At 67.1% G+C, this 23,277-nt stretch carries 17 protein-coding genes and 1 pseudogene; 9 read left to right on the top strand and 9 right to left on the bottom strand.

The window, feature by feature from the left end:
• Positions 1-171, top strand: a pseudogene (locus ABS772_RS21605) (UDP-glucose 6-dehydrogenase); the annotation flags it as partial.
• Here ABS772_RS21605 and ABS772_RS21600 read toward each other — a convergent pair.
• Positions 129-233 (bottom strand): KGG domain-containing protein, encoded by a 105-nt coding sequence (locus ABS772_RS21600; protein WP_350396811.1) that lies wholly within the window; start codon positions 231-233, stop codon positions 129-131. The pseudogene ABS772_RS21605 and the gene ABS772_RS21600 sit on opposite strands and share 43 nt — an antisense overlap.
• A gap of 94 nt (positions 234-327) precedes the next feature.
• Between ABS772_RS21600 and ABS772_RS21595 the strand changes: the two genes are divergently transcribed.
• A complete protein-coding gene (locus ABS772_RS21595; RefSeq protein ID WP_238258720.1) occupies positions 328-1,290 on the top strand; it encodes a UDP-glucuronic acid decarboxylase family protein in 963 nt (320 codons plus the stop codon).
• A 125-nt stretch (positions 1,291-1,415) separates the two neighbouring features.
• On the opposite strand, the gene ABS772_RS21590 is transcribed toward ABS772_RS21595, so the two are convergent.
• Positions 1,416-1,766 carry a hypothetical protein gene (locus ABS772_RS21590; RefSeq protein WP_350396808.1) on the bottom strand — a complete coding sequence of 117 codons (351 nt, stop codon included), beginning with the start codon at positions 1,764-1,766 and terminating at the stop codon, positions 1,416-1,418.
• Positions 1,767-2,584: 818 nt separating this feature from the next.
• Between ABS772_RS21590 and ABS772_RS21585 the strand changes: the two genes are divergently transcribed.
• Positions 2,585-3,844, top strand: a complete 1,260-nt coding sequence (locus tag ABS772_RS21585; RefSeq protein ID WP_350396806.1) for a polysaccharide biosynthesis/export family protein — start codon at positions 2,585-2,587, stop codon at positions 3,842-3,844.
• A 290-nt stretch (positions 3,845-4,134) separates the two neighbouring features.
• On the opposite strand, the gene ABS772_RS21580 is transcribed toward ABS772_RS21585, so the two are convergent.
• The 4 genes from ABS772_RS21580 to ABS772_RS21565 all read right to left on the bottom strand — a co-directional run bounded on the left by ABS772_RS21580 (position 4,135) and on the right by ABS772_RS21565 (position 9,305).
• On the bottom strand, positions 4,135-5,301 hold the full coding sequence (locus ABS772_RS21580; RefSeq protein ID WP_350396804.1) for an acyltransferase family protein: 1,167 nt from the start codon (positions 5,299-5,301) through the stop codon (positions 4,135-4,137).
• Positions 5,276-6,733 (bottom strand): oligosaccharide flippase family protein, encoded by a 1,458-nt coding sequence (locus tag ABS772_RS21575; RefSeq protein ID WP_350396803.1) that lies wholly within the window; start codon positions 6,731-6,733, stop codon positions 5,276-5,278. Before ABS772_RS21575 ends, ABS772_RS21580 begins: the two co-directional genes overlap by 26 nt.
• 62 nt (positions 6,734-6,795) lie before the next feature.
• Positions 6,796-8,061, bottom strand: a complete 1,266-nt coding sequence (locus ABS772_RS21570) for an O-antigen ligase family protein (protein WP_350396802.1) — start codon at positions 8,059-8,061, stop codon at positions 6,796-6,798.
• Positions 8,062-8,183: 122 nt separating this feature from the next.
• Positions 8,184-9,305, bottom strand: a complete 1,122-nt coding sequence (locus tag ABS772_RS21565) for an endo-1,4-beta-xylanase (RefSeq protein ID WP_350396801.1) — start codon at positions 9,303-9,305, stop codon at positions 8,184-8,186.
• A gap of 366 nt (positions 9,306-9,671) precedes the next feature.
• On the opposite strand from ABS772_RS21565, the gene ABS772_RS21560 reads away from it, so the two are divergent.
• A complete protein-coding gene (locus ABS772_RS21560; protein ID WP_350396800.1) occupies positions 9,672-14,522 on the top strand; it encodes a family 16 glycosylhydrolase in 4,851 nt (1,616 codons plus the stop codon).
• A gap of 72 nt (positions 14,523-14,594) precedes the next feature.
• Here the strand turns inward: ABS772_RS21560 and ABS772_RS21555 are convergent, their stop codons facing one another.
• Both ABS772_RS21555 and ABS772_RS21550 read right to left on the bottom strand, forming a co-directional pair.
• Positions 14,595-14,918, bottom strand: coding sequence for a hypothetical protein (locus ABS772_RS21555; protein ID WP_238255897.1), 324 nt, complete (start codon positions 14,916-14,918; stop codon positions 14,595-14,597).
• 99 nt (positions 14,919-15,017) lie between these two features.
• Positions 15,018-16,598, bottom strand: coding sequence for a GMC family oxidoreductase (locus ABS772_RS21550; protein ID WP_350396798.1), 1,581 nt, complete (start codon positions 16,596-16,598; stop codon positions 15,018-15,020).
• Positions 16,599-16,743: 145 nt separating this feature from the next.
• Between ABS772_RS21550 and ABS772_RS21545 the strand changes: the two genes are divergently transcribed.
• The 5 genes from ABS772_RS21545 to nikR all read left to right on the top strand — a co-directional run bounded on the left by ABS772_RS21545 (position 16,744) and on the right by nikR (position 19,981).
• Positions 16,744-17,226 carry a DoxX family protein gene (locus ABS772_RS21545; protein ID WP_350396797.1) on the top strand — a complete coding sequence of 161 codons (483 nt, stop codon included), beginning with the start codon at positions 16,744-16,746 and terminating at the stop codon, positions 17,224-17,226.
• On the top strand, positions 17,223-17,687 hold the full coding sequence (locus ABS772_RS21540) for a cupin domain-containing protein (RefSeq protein WP_350396796.1): 465 nt from the start codon (positions 17,223-17,225) through the stop codon (positions 17,685-17,687). Before ABS772_RS21545 ends, ABS772_RS21540 begins: the two co-directional genes overlap by 4 nt.
• Positions 17,688-17,691: 4 nt before the next feature.
• Positions 17,692-18,606, top strand: a complete 915-nt coding sequence (locus tag ABS772_RS21535) for an SMP-30/gluconolactonase/LRE family protein (RefSeq protein WP_238255893.1) — start codon at positions 17,692-17,694, stop codon at positions 18,604-18,606.
• Positions 18,603-19,364, top strand: a complete 762-nt coding sequence (locus ABS772_RS21530; RefSeq protein WP_350396795.1) for a VOC family protein — start codon at positions 18,603-18,605, stop codon at positions 19,362-19,364. The genes ABS772_RS21535 and ABS772_RS21530 overlap by 4 nt, the downstream gene beginning before the upstream one ends.
• A gap of 137 nt (positions 19,365-19,501) precedes the next feature.
• Positions 19,502-19,981, top strand: a complete 480-nt coding sequence (gene nikR, locus ABS772_RS21525; protein ID WP_350396794.1) for a nickel-responsive transcriptional regulator NikR — start codon at positions 19,502-19,504, stop codon at positions 19,979-19,981.
• 39 nt (positions 19,982-20,020) lie between these two features.
• Here the strand turns inward: nikR and ABS772_RS21520 are convergent, their stop codons facing one another.
• Positions 20,021-23,215, bottom strand: a complete 3,195-nt coding sequence (locus ABS772_RS21520) for an efflux RND transporter permease subunit (RefSeq protein ID WP_350396793.1) — start codon at positions 23,213-23,215, stop codon at positions 20,021-20,023.
• Positions 23,216-23,277 lie beyond the last annotated feature (62 nt).

Here is a 23,277-nt window from a genome sequence, read left to right as displayed (position 1 = left end):
ATCGTGACGGAGTGGAACGCGTTCCGCGCGCTGGATCTGGCGCGGCTGAAGGCGCTGATGGCCGCTCCCGTCCTCGTCGACCTGCGCAACGTCTACGGCACCGAAGACATGGAGCGGCAGGGCTTCACCTATGTCGGTGTCGGCGGCGCCGACCGGCGTCTCGAACTCTGACGGCCCGCTTCCCGGGCCTTCTCAGAGGGTCGCTTCTCAAAGCCGATGACATCTCGGTGCAGTGAATGACCGGCCGCTCAAGCGGCGGCCGGACCGTCTCCACAGAGTTTCGAGCCTGATGACGGCTCACCGTTCTTTCGTCCGAGGGTCCTGATCATGCAGTACGGCACCGTGAAAAAGATCCTCGTGACCGGTGGCGCTGGCTTTCTCGGCTCGCACCTGTGCGACGTGCTGGTCAAGGAGGGGCACGAAGTTCTCTGCGTGGACAACTTCTTCACAGGGACGCGCAACAACGTCCACCATCTGCTGGACTACCGTAATTTCGAATTGATGCGCCACGACGTGACGTTCCCGCTCTACGTCGAGGTCGATGAGATCTACAATCTCGCCTGCCCGGCCTCGCCGATCCACTATCAGTTCGATCCGGTCCAGACGACGAAGACGAGCGTCCACGGTGCCATCAACATGCTCGGGCTCGCCAAGCGGGTGAAGGCGCGCATCCTTCAGGCATCGACCTCCGAGGTCTACGGCGATCCCGAAGTCCATCCCCAGACGGAATCCTACTGGGGCCGCGTCAATCCGATCGGCTATCGGTCCTGCTACGATGAGGGCAAGCGCTGCGCCGAGACGTTGTTCTTCGACTACCATCGCCAGCACAATCTCGACATCAAGGTCGTGCGGATCTTCAACACCTATGGTCCGCGCATGCACCCGAATGACGGGCGGGTCGTGTCCAACATCATCGTCCAGGCGCTGAAGGGCGAGGACATCACGATCTACGGCGACGGACAGCAGACCCGGTCATTCTGCTACGTCGATGACCTGATCGCCGCGATGGTTCGGATGATGGGCACCGAGAACGGCTTCACCGGACCGGTCAATATCGGGAATCCGGGCGAATTCACCATCCGCGAGCTGGCGGAGCTCGTCGTCGACCTCACCGGAACCCGCTCCGCCATCGTCTACCGGCCGCTGCCGTCCGATGATCCGAAGCAGCGCCGTCCCGATATCGGCCTCGCCATGGACAAGCTCGACTGGCGGCCCCAGATCGAGCTGAGGAGCGGCCTCGTGAAGACGATCGGCTACTTCGATGATCTTCTGAAGAACAACACGTTGTAGAAGCACGAGAGCGAGGAGCCGTGACGCCTGTCGAGATCAGGGCGTGACGGCTCCGCGAGGGACCGCTGACGGAGATCCTTCGTCGATCGGGCGCCGCGCGCGCGATGCCGGTCGTGCGCCGGCCGTCAAGGAACGAAGCGCTCATCGAAGGTGAAGTCGAACTGCGCGCCCCCGGACCGGACACCGAGAAGGACGGTCTCCTGGGAATAGGGTCGCGTGCGGACCGGGCGACACGAGAGATTCGAGTTCTTGTAGCAGACCGTCGAGGCGATCGCGCGCGAACAGCGGTTCTCCAGCGTCACGAGATGGTGGTAGCTGCCCGTCATGACGAGGTCCGGGCGGGACGCGCTCCTGACCTCCAGGCACGGCTTTCCGGCGGCGTTCCGCAGCGTGATCGACTTCTCGATCGCGAAGGCATCGGCGGCCGACAGCGACACGAAAGACAGGGTGAATGCGGCCAGACGTCTGAAGCGCATCGTGCTCGTTCCGGGCATCTTCGCAGGTCTTTCGTCGCGTATCCGCCGCTTCCGACGAAGCGCGGGGCGGGGATGAACCGAGAGTTTTCGAGTATATGCTGGGGTATCGAATAAAAATACGTATTTGTCGGCATCATTCAAAATCACAGGGTTTTTTCTCGGCCCGGTGAGCACGCATTCATCGAATGCCGGAGAAGATTGGTCATGGACTTGCCTCGGACGGCAGTCGGAGGCAATGCTGTCGGAATCGGGCGGATGTCGCTGGCCCTCGATGCCTTTTCGGCGACGCCGCAGACCTGCTCGATTTCGCCGGCTCGTTCTTCGGGGCGCCGGATGGATCGAGACATCCATCGCGTTGAGAGGCGCTTCACCTCGGGATCTGGTGGCGCTTCTGCAACAAGGCGGTCGCCGCAGGTGTGAAACCTGGGCGTGTGCGATCGCCGATCGCACATCCGTGCCGCGGTGATCTCGCCCCACCCGGTGGATGCGATGCCGACCGAGCGATCAAAGATTCATCATCTTCGCCGCCACTGCGCAGGAATGAGGCACTGGGCTGCGTGCAGGTTTCGAAGTTGAAGTTCTGCGTTTATTTGATTTTGTTTGGTGTTTTTTCAGGTCAATGTTTCGGATCCGGCTCGATCCAGTGCGATATGCATCAATCGGTTTTTCCGGAAGAAGCGTAGTCGCCGAAGTTTTTGCCGAGATTTTGGGCACATGTATTTCAGGTTGTTGTGATCATCGGTGGGCAATTGATATCAGAGCTGCAACACCCACGCTAAAAACTGCTCGGGCCCTTGTCTGGTATGATCCGATCCTGAATGGTGCTCGGACGCAACGGTGCCCAGGGGCGTCTGTCAGTGTTCTACCCCAGTGTTCTCGCACGCAGCTTGGCCGCTGCCTGCCTTGTTGCGGCCGGGACGGCCTGCACCGTCACGCCGCGGGACGGCCCGATCGCGTCCGCTGTCCGCTCCTCCGCCGACGTCACGATCGAGCCGGCCCCTGAATCGGTGAGCTACGCCCTCGTTTCCCTCAGCCCGACCGCACTTTCGGCCACCAACCGCAGCACGAGCGCCGCGACTCCCGCCTTCACCCGTTTCGTGAGCGGCGGCCGCGCCTCTCAGGCGCGCATCGCGCCCGGCGACGTTCTGGCGATCACCGTGTTCGAGGCCTCGACCGGCGGCCTGTTCCTGCCCAACGAATCGGGCAGCCGGAACGGCAACTTCGTCCAGGTGCCCAATCAGCAGGTCGATGGCGGCGGCACCATCAACGCGCCCTATGCCGGCACGATCCGCGTCGTCGGCATGACGCCGGACGAGGTCGGCCGGGAGATCGCCCAGCGTCTGGCCAAGCGGGCCATCGAACCGCAGGTCGTGGTGACCATCGCGGAGCGCCGCGGCAACGACATCTCGGTTCTCGGCGATGTCAACCTGCCGACGCGCTTCTCGCTCGATCCCGGGGGGATGCGGGTGCTCGGCGCGGTCGCCCGCGCGGGCGGCCCGCGCAGCCCCGCTTACGAGACGCTGATCACCGTGCAGCGCGGCGCCCGCACGGAGCAGGCTCTGATGACGAGCCTGGTCAAGAACCCCGCCCAGAACATCCAGCTCGCCGCCGGCGACGTGGTCTACATCTCGCGCGAGCCCAAGATCTTCCTCACGCTCGGCGCCACCCTGCCGCCGGGTTCGGTCGGCGGCATCAACAACCGGCGCTTCCCCTTCGACAACGACAACATGACGCTCGCGGAGGCCATCGCCAAATCCGGCGGCCTCGACGATGCGCGGGCGGATCCGTCCGCCGTGTTCATCTACCGCATGGAGGCGCGGCGGACCCTGTCCGAGATGGGCGTCGACGTCTCGAAATACGCGAGCGAACTGGTGCCGACCATCTATACGGTCGACCTGAACCGCGCCGACGGCATGTTCCTCTCGAACGCGTTCTTCATGCGCAACCGGGACATCATCTACGTCTCGACGGCGCCCTCCACCGAGATCAACAAGTTCCTCGGCCTCACGCGCAACACGACGGGGCTGTTCTACGATCTCAGCCTGGGGGCAGGCTCCATCGCCGCCGCGGCCCGCTGAGCGGGCCGTATCGGCGCCGCTTGGCGCGCAGGACATCGACGGCCTGTTGGTCGGCGGCATGAGGCCGGCCGCGTGTCCGCCGATCCCGTTTCCAACTGATCGGTTCGGTCTCGCCTACGTCCTTGCGCGGCGAGAGCAATCCGGGGCGCGCGCCGTCCGGGGGCGTGCCCTGGACCGCTTCGGCTTCGCCCCGCGACGACCGGGGCAGACGCCGAAGGGATCGCCCGGAAGCCGTCTGCAACGCCCGCGGCGTGCAGGTGGCGGGCGCAGGGCCGCGGACGACCCTTCCGTCAGGGGGAGGTCCGTTTGGCCATGCCGCCCACGGCGCGTCCCGCGGGAAGGCGCGTGCGGAAGAGCTGTCGCGCGGGCGCCTCGAACAGGCGGAAGACGGCGTAGCTGACGCCGATGCAGATCGGGACGAAGACGAAGCCCGCCAGCGGCGACAGGTCGGCGATCTTGGTCTTGAACAGGTACTGCGTCGCGCCGGCCGCGGCGATGATCATCGATCCCTGCGTCAGGTAGACCGCGTAGGACGTCTCGCCGAGGAATGTCGCGAGGCGGGCGGCCCGGCCGGAGAAGACGGCACCGACGGCGGCGATCACCAGGGCGGGCAGGAGGATGAGGACCGCGAAGCCGTCGGCCACGGGCTGCAGCGGCTCCGGGAGCCAGAGCTTGGCCTGGGCCAGACCCGCGGCCGCGGCGAGCAGCGCCGCGAGCGGCAGGGCCGACGGGAAGGTCCAGGGGGACCGGGCATAGCTGCGGAAGATCAGCATCCCGGTCAGGAAGGAGAACACGACGCGCGGAAAGGCGGCGAGGAAGGTCGAGGAGCCCCATCCCACATCGACGCTGCCGTAGGAGCCGATCGCCGCCGCGAGAACGAGGCCCGTCAGCACCCAGAGCACGATCAGGAGGCGGGTCGAGAAGAAGGCGAGCCAGAGGGCGAAGAGGATGTTCGTGACGATCTCGTAGAAGATCGACCAGCTCGCCGCGTTGAAGGGAAATAGGATTTCGAGATCGTAAATTCCTTTCAAAGTGGGAAGCATGAAAGTATTCAGTCCGGCAGCAAGAGCGAGACGCTGCGTATCGAAGTATCCGTAATGGCTGTAGAAGCGCACCGTCATGACGCCCCACCCGACGAACATTGTTAGGGCGAAGAGCGGATACAGGCGTCCGAGCCGGCGCACGGCCAGTTGAAACAAATCAATCTTTCCGGCGGTCAGTGATTTCTCATAATTGTAGGCGATGACGAAGCCGCTCAAAATGAAGAACAGGTCGACCGCCAGATAGCCACCCGGCATGAGCCGGCCGCGCAGGCCGAACATGAAGTCGACGTGATAGATCAGCACGACGATGGCCGCCAAGCCGCGGACAAGATCCAGGCCATGCAATTGCCGCTTGACCGGCAGGAGAGTTGGATCAGGCGGAGAGGGGCTAGCGGAAGCGTTTGAGAGCCGCATCGATCCCCCTCACAACCACATTCTTCGATCGAACGTCTCCGATATCCAGGACGTAGCCGAGGCCGGCATAGACGAGGACGCCGGCGGGGACCGTGACGGCGAGACGCAACACCGCCGAAGTCCCGTCCATCGCCTCCTGGACCAGCGAGCAGCTCAGCGCCATCGCGGCCGTCGTGATGAAGATCAGGCCGATCGGCCGGGCCGGGAGCGGCATGGCGAAAACCGGCCGCAGCAGGATGAACGAGACGACCACGCCGACGAGGTCGGAGATCACCAGCGCCCAGACGGCGCCCATCAAGCCGAAATACCGCGTCAGCACGAGGTTGAGCAGGATGTTGGTGACGAGCGTGGCACCGCCGCAGACGACCTGCCGGATCGGTTTCTCGACGAGTTGAAATCCGAGATGCAGATAGTATTGCGCGAAGACATTGAGCCCGCGCGAGAGGGCGAGGAGAGGCAGCAGGGCGCCGACGGTCCCCTCGAAGGCCGCGCCCGAGATCACCTCGGCGAACGGGTGCGCGACGACCGCGACACCCGCGAGAGCCGGCATCAGGATTCCGAGGAACAGCACGATCCCCGAGCGCAACTCCCGCTGCGCCTCCGCCGCGCCGCCCCTGCGATAGGCGGCGATCGCCAGGGGGCCCATGATCGATGTGACGCTGCCGGCGAGGATCCCGCAGAGCTGGCTCGTCACGTCGAGCGCCGCGCCGAAATGCCCGACGGCCTCAGCACCGAGCACGCCCCCAACGAGGATGCGCACGAGCGTCGAGTTTCCGGAGAAGACGAGGCCCGACAGCGCCAGCGGCATGCCGTAGCGCAGGAAGCGGCGGATGAGTCCGGTCTCGAGGGGTTTCTGGTCGTCGGACCGGGCCGCGGACCATGGGCCCTGCGCGGAGAAGAAGGTCAGCGCCATCACGGCGAAGCCGGCGGCGATGCCGATCAGGAGCATCGATCCGCGGGCATAGAGGAAGGCCAGCGTCACGCTGATGCTGAAGCTGAGCAGGCTGCGGCCGATGGTGGTGCGGGCGAAGGCGCCGGATTGGTGCCGGGCCCGGCGCATCTCCTGCGTGATCTCGAACAGGGCTTGCGCGATCGCCATGGCCAGGATCGCCAGGACGACGACGCTCGCCTCGCCGAACACCAGGATCCCACCGCCGACGACGATGGGCGCGACGAACAAGGTGGTGAATGCGAAGCAGATCAGGGCGAAGGGAACGAAGTTCGTTTCGTGCGCCTCGGCCTGAAACCGCGCGATCGAGAAGCGGATCCAGCCGTAGGCGATATTCCCGATCAGGAAGGCCATGCTCGCCCCGACCGAGTACACGCCGTACTCCGCCGGCGTCAGCAGGCGCGTGTAGATGCTGAAGGAGAAGAACCCAAGCAGGCCCGGCAGCGCGAAGGCCACCATGTAGAGGAGGGTGTGCTTGAGCATCGGGAGGGGGAGGGGCCACCGAGAGAAGGGGACGTGATCGTGACGGCAACGGATTCTGCCGTTCAGGTTTGTCTCTCGGAGGCTGGGGGGGGCATCCGGGCCGCCGGCACGCCGTCGTTCATTCGGTATCGCCTGATGACGACGATCGACGCGACGAGGAAGATCCACGTTCCGTCGGCCCGGTTGAGGAGGATCGACTCCGTCCCGTTCGTGAACAGTCCGAACAGCCAGATGGTCACGAACAGCTTCAGGATCGGGTCGTTGCGGTGGCGGACCGCCGCGAGATCGAGCGCCGGCCGCACCACGATGAAGAGCAGCGTGAGGATCAGGCCGGGGATGCCGATCATGACGACCGTGTCCAGGAATCCCTGGTGTCCGTAAACGGCCGCGACGACCCAGTTGTTGCCCCGCGTCACGGCGGGCGAGAGGCTTCCGACCTGCCAGAACGACTGGAAACCCGCTCCCATCAGCGGGTAGTCGGCCGTGTAGTGGAGGAGGAACCGCCACAGCTCGATCCGGCCGGTGAAGGTGATGTCGCCGATCAGCTTGGCCGCGATATCCCGGGCCTCGTCGCTGGCCACCGTGGCCAGGGTGATGCCGTTGAGGAGGGCCAGACAGGCCAGGACGGTCGCCGCGAGCAACGGGCCGCTGCGGATGGTCAGCAGGCCCCGCGCGAGCACCGCGACGATCAGGATGAGGAACAGCGGCGTCTTCGAGCCGGATTTCAGGAGGAACACGAACTCGAGGAGTGCGAGCGGAGCCAGGAGGTAGATCGGCGCGAGGCGGCGGGCGTAGAAGATGAGAACCAGCTCGATGGCGCAGATCGGACCGGCCATGTTCTTGTGCGCGAATTGCCCGCGCCAGAGCCCGGCGAGCATCGGCTCGGCGTTGAACGACTGATGGATGCCGTAAACCGGAAGAGCGAACACGAACACGTATTTCGTGATCGTCTCGGCAATGCAGGCCGCGAGCAGCAGCCGAACGATGGTCTCGACTTTTCTGATGTTGGAAAACATCAGAATCGCCAGCATCACGCAAATGAAGGAGAAGAGAAAACGCCGCACCGACACGTCCGGCACCAGCGCGAAGGCCGTCGAGAGCAGGCACCAGCCGGTGAGCAGCAGCAGCGTGACGTCGATCTGCCGCTTCAACTGCGAAAAACGCTCACGCGTCACGAAGAGTGCGAAGACGAGCAGCCCGACCCACAGCAGCTGGATGAGCAGCGTGCCCTCACGCCCGGCGGTCGGATCCTCGGAGAAGCGCGTCGCGCCCGGGTTCGGTGTGAGCCAGAGCGGGATCATCACCGCGATGAAGGAAAGCCACCGCAAGCGCTCCCAGGCCGCGCTGGCGGCCGCGAAGGCGCGCGCCGAACGGCGGTTCGCGCCGCCCGGGGCGGATGGCGGCGCTCCGGTGTCCCGCAGGCCGGCTGCGGGGAGCGGGGACGGGACTCTCACGCGAGGACGACCTGTCGGATCACGTTCCAGAGCTCTTTACGTCGAAGATCAAAATCGAAGGGAAGGGGACGCAAGGGACGTCCGTCATCCCGCGCGTGCCACATGTCAAGCCACGTATTCCGATCATTCATTCCCCAACAAGTCACACTAATGAGATCACTTTCTGCTCGCACCGCTTCGAGGTATTGCCGCGCATGCTCGGCGACGGCCTTATCGCGCACGGAGGGATCCCCGGGCAATGATCGATCGATGATGTCGAGCTCTGTTACGGCAATTTTTAGACCCAGAGATCTCGCTCCGGCTAAGAATTCGTGCAGGCCCTTGAGGTCGAGTTTCTTGCCGGCATCGAGGTGTGATTGCAAGCCGAGGACGTCGATCGGCACGCCGCGATCTTTCAACCTGCGCAACAGGGCAAGCAGACTTGCGCGCCGGTCCGCCTGATCGTCGTACTCGATCTCGGCCTCGTTCAGGCACAGCACCGCCTTCGGATCGGCCGCCCGCGCCGCCTTGAAGGCGAGATCGAGATAGGTCTCGCCCAGCGTCTGCGAGTACGCGGTCCGGCGCAGGTCGCCCGGCATGCCGTCGCGCGCGTTCAGAGGCTCGTTGACGACGTCCCAGCGCGCGATTCGCCCCTGGTAGCGGCCGAGGGTCGTGTCGATGCGTCGGTGGAGGGCTTCCGTCAGCGTCTTGGCGTCCCGGCTGGTCTTCAGCCAATCCGGGATGAACCAGTGGTAGAGCAGGGCGTGGCCGACGACGCGGATGTCGTTGGCGGTGGCCCAGGCCAGGCCGGCATCGGTCGGCTGCCAGTTCCACTGCCCCGGCTTCGGCTCCATCGCCGACCACTGGAAGTTGCTCTCCGGCGTGAAGAGATCCATCTCCGCAGCCATCCGGGCGAACAGCTTGCGCTCCTTGGGGATGCGCGCGGCATTCGCGGTCAGGCCGAAGGCGGGTTTGCCGCGGGCGGCTCCCTTCAGCGGCGGCAGGTCCGCGAACGGATCGTCGGCGGCGCGGGGCGCGGCGAGAGCCGGCCGCCGGCCGGTGCCGAGACAGGCTCCGCCGACGAGGCCCGCAAGGCATGCGCGGCGCGTGAAAGCCGTGCGTCTCGATCCGTCGTTCACGCATCCCCCGAGCGATTCGGAGCACCGTCCGTCGCCGATGCGTGGCATTTAAAGCATGTGTGATGCCAATTCGTAAGGTTCGCGATCGGGATGTTCCGAAAATATACCACTGGGCGAGTTTCTATATTATGTTCTATTTCTAGTTATATTCCGGCAACTGTTTCAAGCCGACGGAAGTTTTCAAACCAATATTAATGGATAACGCCCAGATAACGCGAAGCAGATCCGGGCATTGATACATTTTAAATGGGTTGGATCTTTGATGCGGTGCAGCAGTCCTTCTTCGCCGTCGAGAACAGATCAGCGAAGGGCTCGGGCGCATCGACCATGATTGCGCCGGACGGCCCCGGAATCGGAATCGGATTCATGAGTGAGATCACGCGTTTCGCGGCCTCCGCCGCCATCGGCATGAACGGCCGGACGGTGGGGCTCTTCGTCGTGCCGGCGGCCGGGCGGGCGGACAGCATCCGCGACTTCGCCGCCGGCGAGGGAGGCGACGTGCTGCTTCTGCCGGGCGGCCTGTTCTCGTCCTTCGCCCAGTTCGCCGCGGCTCTGACGGCGTCGGGCGAGGACACCCTCGTCGCGCTGCCGGGGCAGGGCACGCTGACGCTGAAGGGCGTCCGTCCGGCCAGCCTGACCTTCGCGAACGTGGTGCTCGACCCGCCGACGAGCGCGAAGGCGACCGCTTGGCTGAATGGCGTCGCCAAGGGCGACATCGTGACCGGTACCGCCCGTGCCGACGAGCTCAAGGACGGCGTCGGCGGAATGACCCTGTCCGGCGGCGCGGGCGACGACACCTACATCGCCTACAACCAATCGACGCGGATCGTCGAGGCCAAGGGCGGCGGGATCGATACGGTCGTTACCTGGGCGTCGAGCTTCGCCCTGGCGGAGGACCAGGAAATCGAGAACCTGACCTTCCGCGGCACCGGCGCGGCGACCGGCACGGGCAACCGCCTCGCGAACGTCATCACCGGCACCGGCGGCGCCAACATCCTGGCCGGAGCCGGCGGGAACGATCTGCTGATCGGCGGCGGCGGCAACGACGTGTTCGTCCTCGCCAGGGGCGACGGCTTCGACACCATCACCGATTTCGTCGCGACCGGTGCCGAGGCCGACCGCCTGCGACTCGGCGGCTTTGCGGCGACTTCCTTCGCCGAGCTGAAGGCGGGGATGGCTCAGGTCGGGCGGGACGTGGTGATCAGCCTCGGCGGAACCGACGGCGTTCTCCTTCGCAACGTCGCGCTGGCGAGCCTCTCCGCCGCCAATTTCGAGTTCAGCTTCACCGGCGGTACCGGCAACGACACGATCCGCGGCGGCGAGGGCAACGACCTCCTCACCGGTGGCCTTGGTCGCGACACGTTCGTGATCGAGCGGGGCGGCGGCTCCGACACGATCACCGATTTCGTCGCCGGCGCCAGCGGCGACACCCTGTCGATCCGCAACTACGGCTTCGGCGATTTCGCCGCGTTCCGGGCCGCAGCCAAGCAGAGCGGAGGCGACACCGTCGTCACCCTCGGCGGCGGCGAGACCCTGACGCTCAAGAACGTTGCGGCATCGAGCCTGATCGCGGCCAACGTGACGGTCCAGAACGCCGTCGCCGCCGTCGCGATCAAGGCCGCGGTCGCCACGATCTCGGCGACGACCCTGCCTCTCTCGGGCGCGGCGAACAACTGGCTGACCGCGAGCGTCGCCGGTGCGCTCGTCAACGGCACCCTGCGCAACGACCAGATCAGCGCGAGCGCGGCCAACCTGACGCTCGCGGGCGGCCTCGGCGACGACACCTACATCGTCAACACCACGACGCGCGTCGTCGAGAAGGCCGGCGAGGGCATCGACACCGTCATGACCTGGCTCGGCGACACCGTCCTGCCCGACAACGTCGAGAACCTCCTGATCAAGGCGACGGGCGCCGCCCAGGGGACGGGCAACGACCTCGCCAACCTCATCGTCGGCGGCACGGGCGCGAACCTGCTCACGGGCGGCCGGGGCAACGACGTGCTGACGGGCGGCGGCGGCAAGGACGTGTTCGTCATGCGGACCGGCGACGGCCGGGACACGATCACGGATTTCGGCCTGACCGGGACCGAGGCCGATCTCCTGCGCCTCGACGGCTACACCTTCGCCGATTTCGCCGCGCTCAAGGCGGCCATGGTGCAGAACGGAGCCGACACCGTCATCGCCCTGAACGCGACCGACAGCGTCGTCCTGCGCAACGTGACGCTGTCGGGCCTGACCGCGGCCCATTTCGATCTGCTGAACGTCGCCGACACCCTGGTCGCGTCCGCGGCGGGCGGGATCCTCGACGGCGGCCGCGGCAGCGACACCCTGATCGGCGGCACCGGACGCGACGTCTTCGTCGTCTCCAAGGGCAACGGCTCGGATACGGTCCTGAACTTCACGGTCGGCAGCACCGGCGACGTGCTCGACCTGCGCAGCTACGGTCTGAAGACCTTCGCCGACCTGCGCGCCGCCTCCGTCCAATCCGGCAGCGATACGGTCATCGCGCTCGGCGGCGGCGAGACCGTGACGCTCAAGAACGTCAAGCTCGCCGACCTCACCGCCGGCAACGTCCTGCTCGAATTCGGTCTCCCGGCCAGTGCGAGCCCGACCAAGTGGATCAACACCACCGCCGACAAACAGACCCTGACCGGAACCTCCGGTAACGACCAGTTCCAGGTCAGCAAAACATCGCCGACGCTGATCGGCGGATCGGGGGACGACACCTATCTCGTCTCCCGCTTCAGCGACGTCGTGGTCGAGAAGCCGGGCGAGGGAACGGACACCGTCGTCACCTGGGGCAACGGCTACAAACTCACCGACAGCCAGTCGATCGAGAACCTGACGCTCAACGGCACCGGCAATTCGTCGGCCTGGGGCAACGGCCTCGACAACATCATCACCGGCAACGCCGGCAATAACGGGCTCAACGGGGCCAAAGGCAACGACATCCTCACCGGCGGCGGCGGGCGCGACACCTTCATCGTCGTCAAGGGTGAGGGCAACGACATCATCACCGACTTCACGCCCGCGGAGGACCGGCTGCGGCTCGACGGCTTCGCCTTCAAGAGCTTCGCCGACGTCGCGAAGGTGATGTCGCAGGTCGGGACCAGCGTCGTGCTCCGCCTCGGCGGCGACCAGACCCTGATCCTGCAGAACGCGAAGCTCGCCGACATCACCGCCGACACCGTGCTCCTGCCGGTCGACACGGGCGGCATGGTCCAGACCTTCCGCGACGATTTCAGCACCTTCTCGAACTACAAGGGGACGAGCGGCACCTGGCTGACGCGCTTCGAGTGGTCCGGGGACGCGGCCTATACCCTGGTGGGCAACCACGAGGGTCACCTCTACGTCGATCCGAGCTTCAAGGGCATCACCGGCAAGGTGGCGCCCTCGGCCCTCGGCCTCAATCCCTTCTCGATCGAGGACGGCAGCCTCGTCATCACCGCGAAGCCGATCGAGGCGAGCGCGAAGCCCTATACCGGCGCCTACGCCTTCACCTCGGGTATGATCTCGAACCAGGCGGTCTTCGCGCAGACCTACGGCCATTTCGAGATGGTCGCGGACCTGCCGGAGGGGAAGGGCGCGTGGCCCGCCTTCTGGCTCCTGCCGACCGACAATTCCTGGCCGCCGGAACTCGACGTGCTGGAGACCTTCGGCGACGTTCCCGACATGGTCCACCACAACCTGCACTCGACCTCGCAGGGGAACAGCCATTCGCAGGACGGCGACTGGGTGATGACCGATACGCTGAGCGGCAAGCACGCCTTCAGCGTGACCTGGACGCCCTACACCGTCACCTTCTTCGTCGACGGGAAGCAGACGGCGCAGTACGCGACGCCGACCGACATGAACAAGTCGATGTACATGATCGCCAACCTCGCCATGGGCGGGGAAACCTCGTGGTCGGGCGCGGCCGATCTGAACACGACGGCGCAATACAAGATCGACTCGATCACGGCGTGGCAATTGCCCGAATACACGCTCGAGCGTTACACACTCAAGACGAGCGCGGCCTCGAGCCATGTCGTCACCGGCACGGCGTCCACCGAGACGCTGACCGGCACGGCCGCCGCCGACATGCTGGTCGGCCAGGGGGGCGCCGACACGCTGCGCGGCGGCCTGGGCGACGACACCTACGTCGTCTCCGTGGCCGGCACGACGGTGACCGAAGCCTTCGACGCCGGCATCGACACCGTCCGCTCCTCGGTCTCGTTCGTCCTGTCGGAGAACGTCGAGAACCTGACCCTGACCGGAACCGGCTCCATCGACGCGACGGGCAACAGCCAGTCGAACATCCTGGTCGGCAATGCGGGCGACAACGTCATCCGGGGCGGGGCCGGCAACGACATCCTGACCGGCGGCCTCGGCAACGATACCTTCGCCTTCTCCAAGGGGAGCGGCTCGGACATCATCACCGATTTCCAGGCGGGCGCGGGCGCGGGCGACGTCGCCCGGATCGACGATTACGGCTTCACCTCGTTCGCGGGCATTCAAGCCGCGATGAGCCAGCACGGGGCCGACGTCTACCTCGCCCTCTCGCCGTCCGACACGCTCGTCTTCCGCAACCACACTCTCGCGGATTTCAGCGCCGACGACTTCCGTCTGCCCTCGGACCTGCCCGTGAGCAACGGCTACATCCGCGTCGAGACCGGAACCGCCGGCAACGACACCGTCGTCGGGACGGGTTCGAACAACCTCCTCGACGGCAAGGGAGGCAGCGACACCCTGGTCGGCGGCTGGGGCGACGACACCTATCGCGTCTATAGCGGCGGCACGACGACGATCGTGGAGCGGCCGGGCGAAGGGGTGGACACGGTGGAAGCCTACGCCTCCTACACGCTCCCCGGCAACGTCGAGAACTTCAAGGCGATGACGTGGAACGTCGGCGCGACCGGCAACGGTCTCGACAACCGCATCTGGGGTTCGGGCGGGAGCGAGACGCTCAACGGCAAGGCCGGCAACGACTGGCTCTGGGGCGGCGCCGGCAACGACACCTTCGTCTACGAGAAGGGATCGGGCTTCGATACGATCGCCGACTTCCACGTCAAGACGGCCAGCGGCGAGCGCGACGTCCTCAAGCTCGTCGGCTACAGCACCAACGCCTACCTGACCCATACGGCCGATGTCTGGACGATCCACGACGGCGCGGTCCAGGACAGCCTGCGCATCGTCGGCGTCACGCAGCTCGGCACCGCCGACGTCCTCTTCGCCTGAGATCGCACCACCTCTCCCCTCCCGACAAGGCGAGGGGAGAGGTGGGGGTCGAAGCGATCGGCGGATCGCGTCTCAGGGCCCCCAGGTGAAGATCTGCGGATAGGGCCTGCGCGGATGCGAGGGCCGCAGGGCGTAGACCGCGTTGGCGATCGGCGCATCCGGCTCGATCAGAACCAGTTCCCGCGGCGCGCACGCGATCAGATGATCCGGTCGTGTCTCGGTGCAATCCGGTAGAGCGCGACCGCGGACTTTCATGGCCGGCCGCGACTCAAGGACAGATCGATCGTAGGTCGACAAATCCGCGGCTTTTGCCGGTATGGCCCACAAGATCAGGCAAGACGAGGCGCAGATCGAAAGCGCGCGGGTGACATTGATGAGGCGCGACACCGAATTCATGACGGAACACCCGAGGCCATCTTGCTCACGATCTTGTCGCACAGGCGATGGAAGCGATCAACGAGGCTCGGCCGTAGGCGCGCCTGGAGCCGAACAGGCTCACAGCCGCGCCGCGATCCCGTCGGCCACGCGCAGGGCGTTGGCGATGATGGTGAGCGTGGGGTTCACCGCGCCGATCGAGGGGAAGAAGCTCGCATCGGTGACGTAGAGGTTGTCGATCCCGTGCGCCCGGCAATCGAGGTCGAGCACGCTGGTCGCAGGGTCCGGGCCGAAGCGCAGGGTGCCGGCCTGATGCGCCGTGCCGCCGATCGGAGTGTCCTTGCCGAGATAGAGCGTGCGGTCGAACAGGTGCGGGTGGATGTCGAGGCCGCTGCACATCGAGCGGAGTTTTTCGCGCAGCCGCGCCTGCGCCTCGGCGTTCGTGGGCGTCAGGTCGAGATGCACCTGCCCGTCGCGGTAGAAGATGCGGTTCTCGGGCCGCGGCAGATCCTCGGAGGTCAGCCAGAAGTCGATCGAGTGCTCGGCGATGTACGAGAACGGCCGGGTCGGCAGCCATTGCAGGAAGCCCGGCAGCCCCTCCGCCTCGATCTGCATCCCGTCGGACTTGCCGACCATCTGGATGTGGCCGAGCGGAAATTCCCAGTCGTTCAGCGGGCTGCGGTCGCGGCCGTAGTAGAAGTCGTTGAGCCCGAGCGTCTTCTGGAACCGCGTCGGGTTCGGATCCTTCGAGATCGCCAGCACGGTGGTGTTGTTGTGGCGCATGTAATTGCGCCCGACTTGGGCCGAGCGGTTGGCGAGCCCGTCCGGATGGGCCTCGTTCCCTGAGCGCAGGAACAGCAGCGCCGAGGAGAGCGCGCCGCAGGCCACCACGAACAGGTCGGCATGGAGCGTGTGGCGCTGCCCCTCGATCACCGCCGCGACGCCGGTGACGCGGCCGCCGCCCGCGTCGGTCAGGAGGCGCTCGGCATAGGCGTTGCGCAGGAGCGTGACATTGGGGTGGGCGGCGAGCGTCGGGTCGATGCAGATGATCTGCGCATCCGCCTTGCCGTTGGTCAGGCTCGGATAGCCGTCGAAGGGATCGCAGCGCAGCAGCGGGGAGTGCGGCAGGGTCCCGCCCTTGCCGTTCTCCTCCATCAGCGCACCCATCGGCAGGTGGAACGGGTGGTGGCCCGCCCGGGCGAGGTCGTCCGCGAGCTTCTGGATGCGCGGCTCGTGGCTGATCGCCGGTTTCGGGTAGGGCAGCGGGGAGGGCGGCTCGGTCGGGTCCTCGCCGCGGGTGCCGTGGACCTGGAACAGCTCCTCCGCCGCCTGGTAGTAGGGCGCGAAGCTGTCGTACTTCAGGGGCCATTCCGGCGAGATCCCGTCCGGGTGGCGCTGCGCCTCGAAGTCGCTCTCGCGCAGGCGGAACAGCACGCCGCCATAGACCTTCGAGTTGCCGCCGACGAAGTAGTGCAGGCCGGGCTTGAACCGGTCGCCGTTCGAGGAGGTCCAGGTCTCGTCGGCCTGGTAGCGCGCCCTGCGGAAGACCGCGTCGGTGTCCCAGTTCTCGCGCTCGCGGGGCAGGTAGTCGCCGCGCTCGATCACGAGGATGCGCTTGCCAGTCCGCGCGAGGCGCCATGCCGCCGAGCCGCCGCCCGGCCCCGATCCCACGATGATTACGTCGTACCGGTCGTCGCTCATCCGCCTTGCTCCGTCTCCCGACGCGCAACGGATGATGGCGTGCCCCGTTCCGGTCAGGTCGTAGCGGAAAACTTCTGCAAGGCCTGCGCGAACCGCCGCCCGGCGACGACGTTGCCAGCCGGAAGATTTCGTCGGGAGTCCGCGGATGACCATCGAGGTGCTCGCCGCCTTCGCGGCGCGGGCGTGGCTGGTGCTGCTGTTCCTGCCGTTCAGCGCCCTCGACAAGATCCTGAATTTCCGCGCCGCGGTCGGGCAGGCGGGGCAGGCCACGGCCTCGCGCCTGCTCGCGACGGCGCTGATCCTGATCGGGCTGTTCGTCGAGGTCGTGATGTCGCTCGGCGTCCTCACCGGCATCGCCGACCGTTTCGCCGCCTTCGTGCTCGCGGGCTACTGCGCGGTAACCGCGCTCCTCTGGAAGCCGTTCTGGCGCAAACCCGATTTCCGCCTGCGCGGGCCGAGCGAGGGCCGCGAGACGTTCTGGGACTTCCTCAAGAACTTCGCCGTGGCCGGCGGCTTCCTCGCGCTCGCCTGGAGCGGGCCGAGCGCGGAGGGCGTCGCCGCCTTCCTGCACGACCCGTTCGGATCGACCCACCCCTACCAGCAGACGCGTTCGGAGGCTGACCGATGAGCCAAGGGACCAGCGAAGAGACCGACAGGCCGGTGGTGCCCTACTGGCACCTCTACACCGACGCGGACGGCGTCAGCCGGCAGGTCCGCTGCACGATGACCGACTTCCACCTCGCCTCGATGAAGCCGCCGGCCTCGCCGCAATGGCAGGGCGTGAAGCACCATGACGGCATGACCGTGATGATCACGGTCCAGCCGGTCGGCTGGGAGGGCACGTGGCACGAGAACCCGGCGCCGCAATGGATCATCCCCCTGAGCGGTCGCTGGTACGTCGAGTCGATGGACGGAACCCGCGTCGAGATGGGACCGGGCGAGATTTCCTTCGGCGAGGACCAGGGCTGCCGCACGCTCGACGGCAGGACCGGCCACATGTCCGGCACGGTCGGCGACGCGCCCGCCGTGCTGATGGTGGTGCAGTTCGATTCGAAGCGCGCGCACCCCACGCCCTGCCGGTTCGGGTGAACCGATGGACGGGTTCGAGATCCGCGATCCCCGCTTCCGGCACTACGTGCTCGACAATGCCGGGCTGGAGGAGATCGCCGCCGGCTTCCGCTGGGTCGAGGGCCCGGTCTGGATGGGCGACTGGAACTGCCTGCTGTTCCAGGACCTGCCGCGCAACCGCACCATGCGCTGGAGCGAGGCGGAGGGGCTCTCCGTCTACCGGGCGCCGTCCGATTACGGCAACGGGCAGGCCCGCGACGGCGAGGGGCGGCTGATCACCTGCTCGCATCACGGCCGCTGCCTTTATCGCACCGAGCATGACGGGCGGATCACGCGCCTCGTCGAGAGCCATGCCGGCAAGCGGCTGAATGCGCCCAACGACGTCGTGGTGAAGTCCGACGGCACGATCTGGTTCACCGATCCGCTCTACGGCATCGCCAACGACTACGAGGGCGGTCGCCAGACGTCCGAGCAGCCGCCCGCCCTCTACCGGTTCGATCCCGCCACCGGCGCGATCCGCGTCGCGGCGGGGGATTTCGACGGGCCGAACGGCCTCGCCTTCTCGCCGGACGAGCGCCGGCTCTACGTCTCGGAGACCGGTGACCAGAGCCGGCCCGACCCGCGGCAGTACATCCGCGTGTTCGATGTCGGTCCGGACGGGACGCTCACGGGCGGCGACCTCTTCCATAAGATCGAGCCGGGCTACTGCGACGGCATGAAGGTCGATGAGGACGGCAATGTCTGGTCGAGCGCCGCCGACGGGGTCCACTGCCTCTCGCCGGAGGGACAACTCCTCGGCAAGGTGCGGGTGCCCTATCGCGTCTCCAACATGAGCTGGGGCGGCGTCCACCGGAACCGCCTGTTCATCGCGGGCTCGCAGCGGGTCTTCTCGGTGTTCCTCAACCGCCGCGGCGCGCCGCTGCCGGGGGCCGGGCGGTGAGTGCCCTGCGGATCGCCGCGATCCGGCTGCTCTGTCCGGATCCGGCCGCGACCGCGGCCTTCTACGCGGCGGCCTTCGGCGCCGCGGCGGCCCCGCACGGCGTCGCCCTCGGCGCGCAGACGATCGAACTGGCGCCCGCCTCGGAGCCGCCGGGCGCGCCCGCGCCCTCCGAGAGCACCGGCTTCCAGCACTGCGCGATCGTCGTCCCGGACATGGACCGCGCCTACGCGCATCTGCGCGGGGTCGCGGGCTGGACGCCGATCTCGCGCGCCGGGCCGGAGCGCTTGCCGGCCGCCTCGGGCAGCGTGACCGCGTTCAAGTTCCGCGATCCCGACGGGCACCCGCTCGAACTCCTCGCCTTCCCGTCCGGCGCCGTGCCGCCGGCCTGGCGGGAGCGGTCCGGCCTGTTCCTCGGGATCGACCACACGGCGATCACCGTCGCGGATACCGAGCGCGCGGTCGCGTTCTACGCCGGCCTCGGATTCGAGGTGGCGAGCCGGGGGCTGAACCGCGGCCCGGAACAGGCGCGGATGGACGCGGTGGACGATCCCGTGGTCGAGGTGACCGGCCTGACGCCGCCGGGCGGCGCGCCGCCGCATCTGGAGCTTCTCCGCTACCGCGCCCCGGGACCGATCGCGGGACCTTGCGCCGACGGATCGCCGCTCGCCACCCGCATCGTCCTGGCCGGGACCGGGGCACCGGCCGCTATGCTGCGCGATCCGGACGGCCACCGGCTCGTCCGCGCGGCTGATCGCTGATTCGCGCGCATCACGCCGGGACGCACGGAGATGCCGGTCGGCCGATCCGCCCAGGCAGGCGGTGATCAGGCCGTGCCCGCTTGCTCGGAGACCGACGACGGGCCAGCCTCGTCGCCGCGGAGAAGGGGAGGACGGACATGCAGCGCACGACCATCGCCATCGACGACGATCTGGCCGCCGCGCTGGATGCCTACATGGACGGCACGGGCGCAGGGAGCCGATCGGAAGCCATCCGCGACCTCGTGCGGCGAGGCCTGTCCGCGCGGCCCGGGGCACCGGCCGACGCGCCCTGCTTCGGCGTCGTCAGCTGCACGATCGACCAGTCGGTGCGGAACCTCGCCTCCCGCGTGCCGCAGGGACGGCTCGACCGTCACGATCAGGCGGTCGCCTCCCTGTCGATCCCGATCGATCACACCACCTCGATCGACGTGACGCTGATGCGCGGTCCCGTCGGAGACGTGTCGGCCTACGCGGAGAAGCTGTTCCTCGAACGCGGCGTCATGCACGGCACGCTCAACCTCATCCCCGTCATCCAGGACACCTCCGCCCACGCGCACGAGGACGGGTTCGCATCGAACCGCACCCACACGCATCTGCGCGTTCGCAGCGGTTTCTGAAACCCTGCCGCACGATGCGGGTGCCCGAAAGATCCCCCCTCACGCGGCGTGGGCCATGCTGTCCGGATGCGCCTCCCGCATGTCCCCGCCATGCTGCTTGAGCGGCCTGTTCCCGGTCAGGCGGCGCAGCAGCACGTAGAAGACCGGCGTCAGGAACAGGCCGAAGGCGGTGACGCCGATCATGCCGGAGAACACCGCGACGCCCATGGCGTTGCGCATCTCCGATCCGGCCCCGGTCGCGGTCACCAGCGGCAGGACGCCCATGATGAAGGCCATCGACGTCATCAGGATCGGGCGCAGGCGCAGGCGGCTCGCCTCGATCGCCGCCTGAACGGGCGTGCGGCCGGAAAATTCCAGTTCGCGGGCGAATTCCACGATCAGGATGGCGTTCTTGGCCGAGAGGCCGACCAGCACGATCAGGCCGATCTGGGTGAAGACGTTGTTGTCGCCCGCCGACAGCCAGACCCCGAACATCGCCGCGAGCAGACCCATCGGCACGATCATCAGGATCGCCAGCGGCAGGGTGAGGCTCTCGTACTGCGCCGCCAGCACGAGGAAGACCAGCAGCAGCGCCAGCGGGAAGACCCAGATCCCGGAATTGCCGGCGATGAATTCCTGGTAGGTCAGGTCGGTCCACTCGAAGGCGAAGCCCCGCGGCAGGGTCTCGGCGGCGATCCGTGCCGCCGCTTCCTGCGCCTGCCCCGACGAAAAGCCGGGGGCCGCGCCCGCGTTGATGTCGGCCGACAGGAAGCCGTTGTAGCGCATGGCCCGCTCCGGTCCCGCGGTCTGCCGCACGCGCAGAAGCGCCGAGAGCGGCACCATCTCGCCGGAGCCGGCGCGGACCTTCAAGAGCCCGACATCGTCGGAGCGCGCCCGGAACGGCGCGTCGGCCTGGACGCGGACCGAGTAGGTGCGGCCGAACTTGTTGAAATCGTTGACGTAGAGCGAGCCGAGATAGATCTGCAGCGTGTCGAACACGTCCGTCACCGGGATGCGGAGCTGGCGCGCCTTGGTCCGGTCGAGGTCGGCGAAGAGCTGCGGCACGTTCATCTGGAAGCTGGAGAACAGGCCGACGAGCTCCGGCGTCTGCGCCGCCTTGGCCATGAACGCCTTGGTGGCGTCGTTGAGCGCCTCGTAGCCGAGGCCGGCCCGGTCCTCGATCTGCAGCTTGAAGCCGCCGATGGTCCCGAGCCCGTTGACGGGCGGGGGCGGGAACATCGCGATGAACGCCTCGGGGATCGCGGCGTACTTCTTGTTGAGCGACTGGGCGATCGCCGCCCCGCTCAAGCCCGGACTCTTTCGCTCGTCGAACGGCTTCAGGGTCGAGAACACGATTCCCGAATTCGAGGAGTTGGTGAAGCCGTTGATCGACAGGCCGGGAAAGGCTACCGCGCTCTCGACGCCGGGCTCCTTGAGGGCGATCTCACTCATGCGGCGGATCACCTCCTCGGTCCGGTCGAGGGTGGCGCCGTCCGGCAGCTGCGCGAAGCCGACGAGGTACTGCTTGTCCTGGCCCGGCACGAAGCCGCCGGGAATCCTCTGGAACAGCACCACGGTCACGCCGACCAGCACGAGGTAGAGCACCATCATCGCGCCCTTTCGCGAGACGACGCCGCCGACGCCGCGCCCGTAGCCGTCCGAGGCGCGGCCGAAGGCGCGGTTGAACCGGCGGAAGAACCAGCCGAGCAGCGTGTCGAGGATCCGGGTCAGGCGGTCCTTGGGCGCGTGGTGGTCTTTGAGGAGCAGCGCCGAGAGGGCCGGGGACAGGGTCAGCGAGTTGATCGCCGAGATCACGGTGGAGATCGCGATGGTGAGCGCGAACTGCTTGTAGAACTGGCCCGTCAGGCCGCTGATAAAGGCGAGCGGCACGAAGACGGCCACCAGCACGAGGGCGATGGCGATGATCGGCCCCGAGACCTCGCGCATCGCCTGATAGCTCGCCTCGCGCGGCGAGAGCCCGGCCTCGATGTTGCGCTCGACGTTCTCCACCACGACGATGGCGTCGTCGACGACGATGCCGATGGCGAGCACGAGGCCGAACAGGCTCAGCGCGTTGATGGAGAAGCCGAAGGCGTGCATCACCGCGAAGGTGCCGACGATGGAGACCGGCACGGCCAGCAGCGGGATGATCGAGGCCCGCCACGTCTGCAGGAACAGGATCACCACGAGCACGACGAGGGCGACCGCCTCGAGCAGCGTGTGGATCACCGCCTCGATCGAGGCGCGCACGAACTGCGTCGGGTCGTAGACGATCTGGTAGTCGATCCCCTCCGGCATGGTCCGCTTGATCTCGGCCATGGTCTGGCGGACCTGATCCGAGATCCGGATCGCGTTCGAGCCGGGGGATTGCGAGATCGGGATCGCGACCGCCGACTTGTTGTCGAGGAGCGAGCGCAGCGCGTAGTCGGAGGCGCCGAGTTCGATCCGCGCGAGGTCGCGCAGCCGCGTGATCTCGCCGTTCTCTCCGGTCTTGACGACGATGTCGCCGAACTGCTCCTCGCTGTTCAGACGGCCCTCGGCGTTGAGCGACAGCTGCAGGTCGAGGCCCGGCACCGCGGGCGAGGCGCCGATGACGCCGGCCGCTGCCTCGACGTTCTGGGCCTGGATCTCGCGCACCACGTCGCCGGCCGACAGGCCGTGCTCGGCGACCTTCTGCGGGTCGAGCCAGATGCGCATGGCGTAGTCGCCGGAGCCGAAGAGCTGGACCTGGCCGACGCCGTCGAGGCGGGCGAGGCGGTCCTTGATGTTCAAGACCGCGTAGTTGCGCAGGTAGGTCATGTCGTAGCGCCCGTTGGGCGAGACGAGGTGCACGACCATGGTGAGGTCGGGCGAGGACTTCACCGTGACGATGCCGAGCTGGCGCACGATCGCCGGCAGCCGCGGCTCGGCCTGCGAGACGCGGTTCTGGACGAGCTGCTGCGCCTTGTCGGGATCGGTGCCGAGCCGGAAGGTGACGGTCAGCACCATCACGCCGTCGGTCGTGGCCTGGCTCGACATGTAGAGCATGCCCTCGACGCCATTGATCTGCTCCTCGATCGGCGTCGCCACGGTCTCGATGATGACCTTGGGGTTGGCGCCGGGGAAGGTCGCCCGGACGACGACCGAGGGCGGCACGACGTCCGGATATTCCGAGATCGGCATCGCGAAGAGCGAGAGCAGCCCTCCGACGAAGATGAGCACCGAGAGCACGCCCGCGAAGATCGGCCGGTCGATGAAGAACTTGGAGAGATTCATGCCGACCCTCGGGGAAGACGGGGCGTAGGACGACCGCCCGCGCAGCCCCTGGAGCTGCCGGT

It is taken from the genome of Methylorubrum podarium (assembly GCF_040270385.1).
GTDB classification, from domain to species: Bacteria; Pseudomonadota; Alphaproteobacteria; order Rhizobiales; family Beijerinckiaceae; genus Methylobacterium; species Methylobacterium podarium.
The sequence above is the reverse complement of the archived record's forward strand: the minus strand, read 5'-3'. Positions and strand labels throughout refer to the sequence as shown.

Bases quoted from the DNA above. Each gene is read 5' to 3' on its own strand.
- ABS772_RS21595 (WP_238258720.1), top strand. From the start codon at position 328: ATGCAGTACGGCACCGTGAAAAAGATCCTCGTGACCGGTGGCGCTGGC.
- ABS772_RS21545 (WP_350396797.1), top strand. From the start codon at position 16,744: ATGACCATCGAGGTGCTCGCCGCCTTCGCGGCGCGGGCGTGGCTGGTG.
- ABS772_RS21540 (WP_350396796.1), top strand. From the start codon at position 17,223: ATGAGCCAAGGGACCAGCGAAGAGACCGACAGGCCGGTGGTGCCCTAC.
- ABS772_RS21580 (WP_350396804.1), bottom strand. From the start codon at position 5,301: ATGCGGCTCTCAAACGCTTCCGCTAGCCCCTCTCCGCCTGATCCAACT.
- ABS772_RS21535 (WP_238255893.1), top strand. From the start codon at position 17,692: ATGGACGGGTTCGAGATCCGCGATCCCCGCTTCCGGCACTACGTGCTC.
- ABS772_RS21575 (WP_350396803.1), bottom strand. From the start codon at position 6,733: ATGCTCAAGCACACCCTCCTCTACATGGTGGCCTTCGCGCTGCCGGGC.
- ABS772_RS21585 (WP_350396806.1), top strand. From the start codon at position 2,585: ATGGTGCTCGGACGCAACGGTGCCCAGGGGCGTCTGTCAGTGTTCTAC.
- ABS772_RS21555 (WP_238255897.1), bottom strand. From the start codon at position 14,918: ATGAATTCGGTGTCGCGCCTCATCAATGTCACCCGCGCGCTTTCGATC.
- ABS772_RS21560 (WP_350396800.1), top strand. From the start codon at position 9,672: ATGAGTGAGATCACGCGTTTCGCGGCCTCCGCCGCCATCGGCATGAAC.
- nikR (WP_350396794.1), top strand. From the start codon at position 19,502: ATGCAGCGCACGACCATCGCCATCGACGACGATCTGGCCGCCGCGCTG.
- ABS772_RS21520 (WP_350396793.1), bottom strand. From the start codon at position 23,215: ATGAATCTCTCCAAGTTCTTCATCGACCGGCCGATCTTCGCGGGCGTG.
- ABS772_RS21590 (WP_350396808.1), bottom strand. From the start codon at position 1,766: ATGCGCTTCAGACGTCTGGCCGCATTCACCCTGTCTTTCGTGTCGCTG.
- ABS772_RS21550 (WP_350396798.1), bottom strand. From the start codon at position 16,598: ATGAGCGACGACCGGTACGACGTAATCATCGTGGGATCGGGGCCGGGC.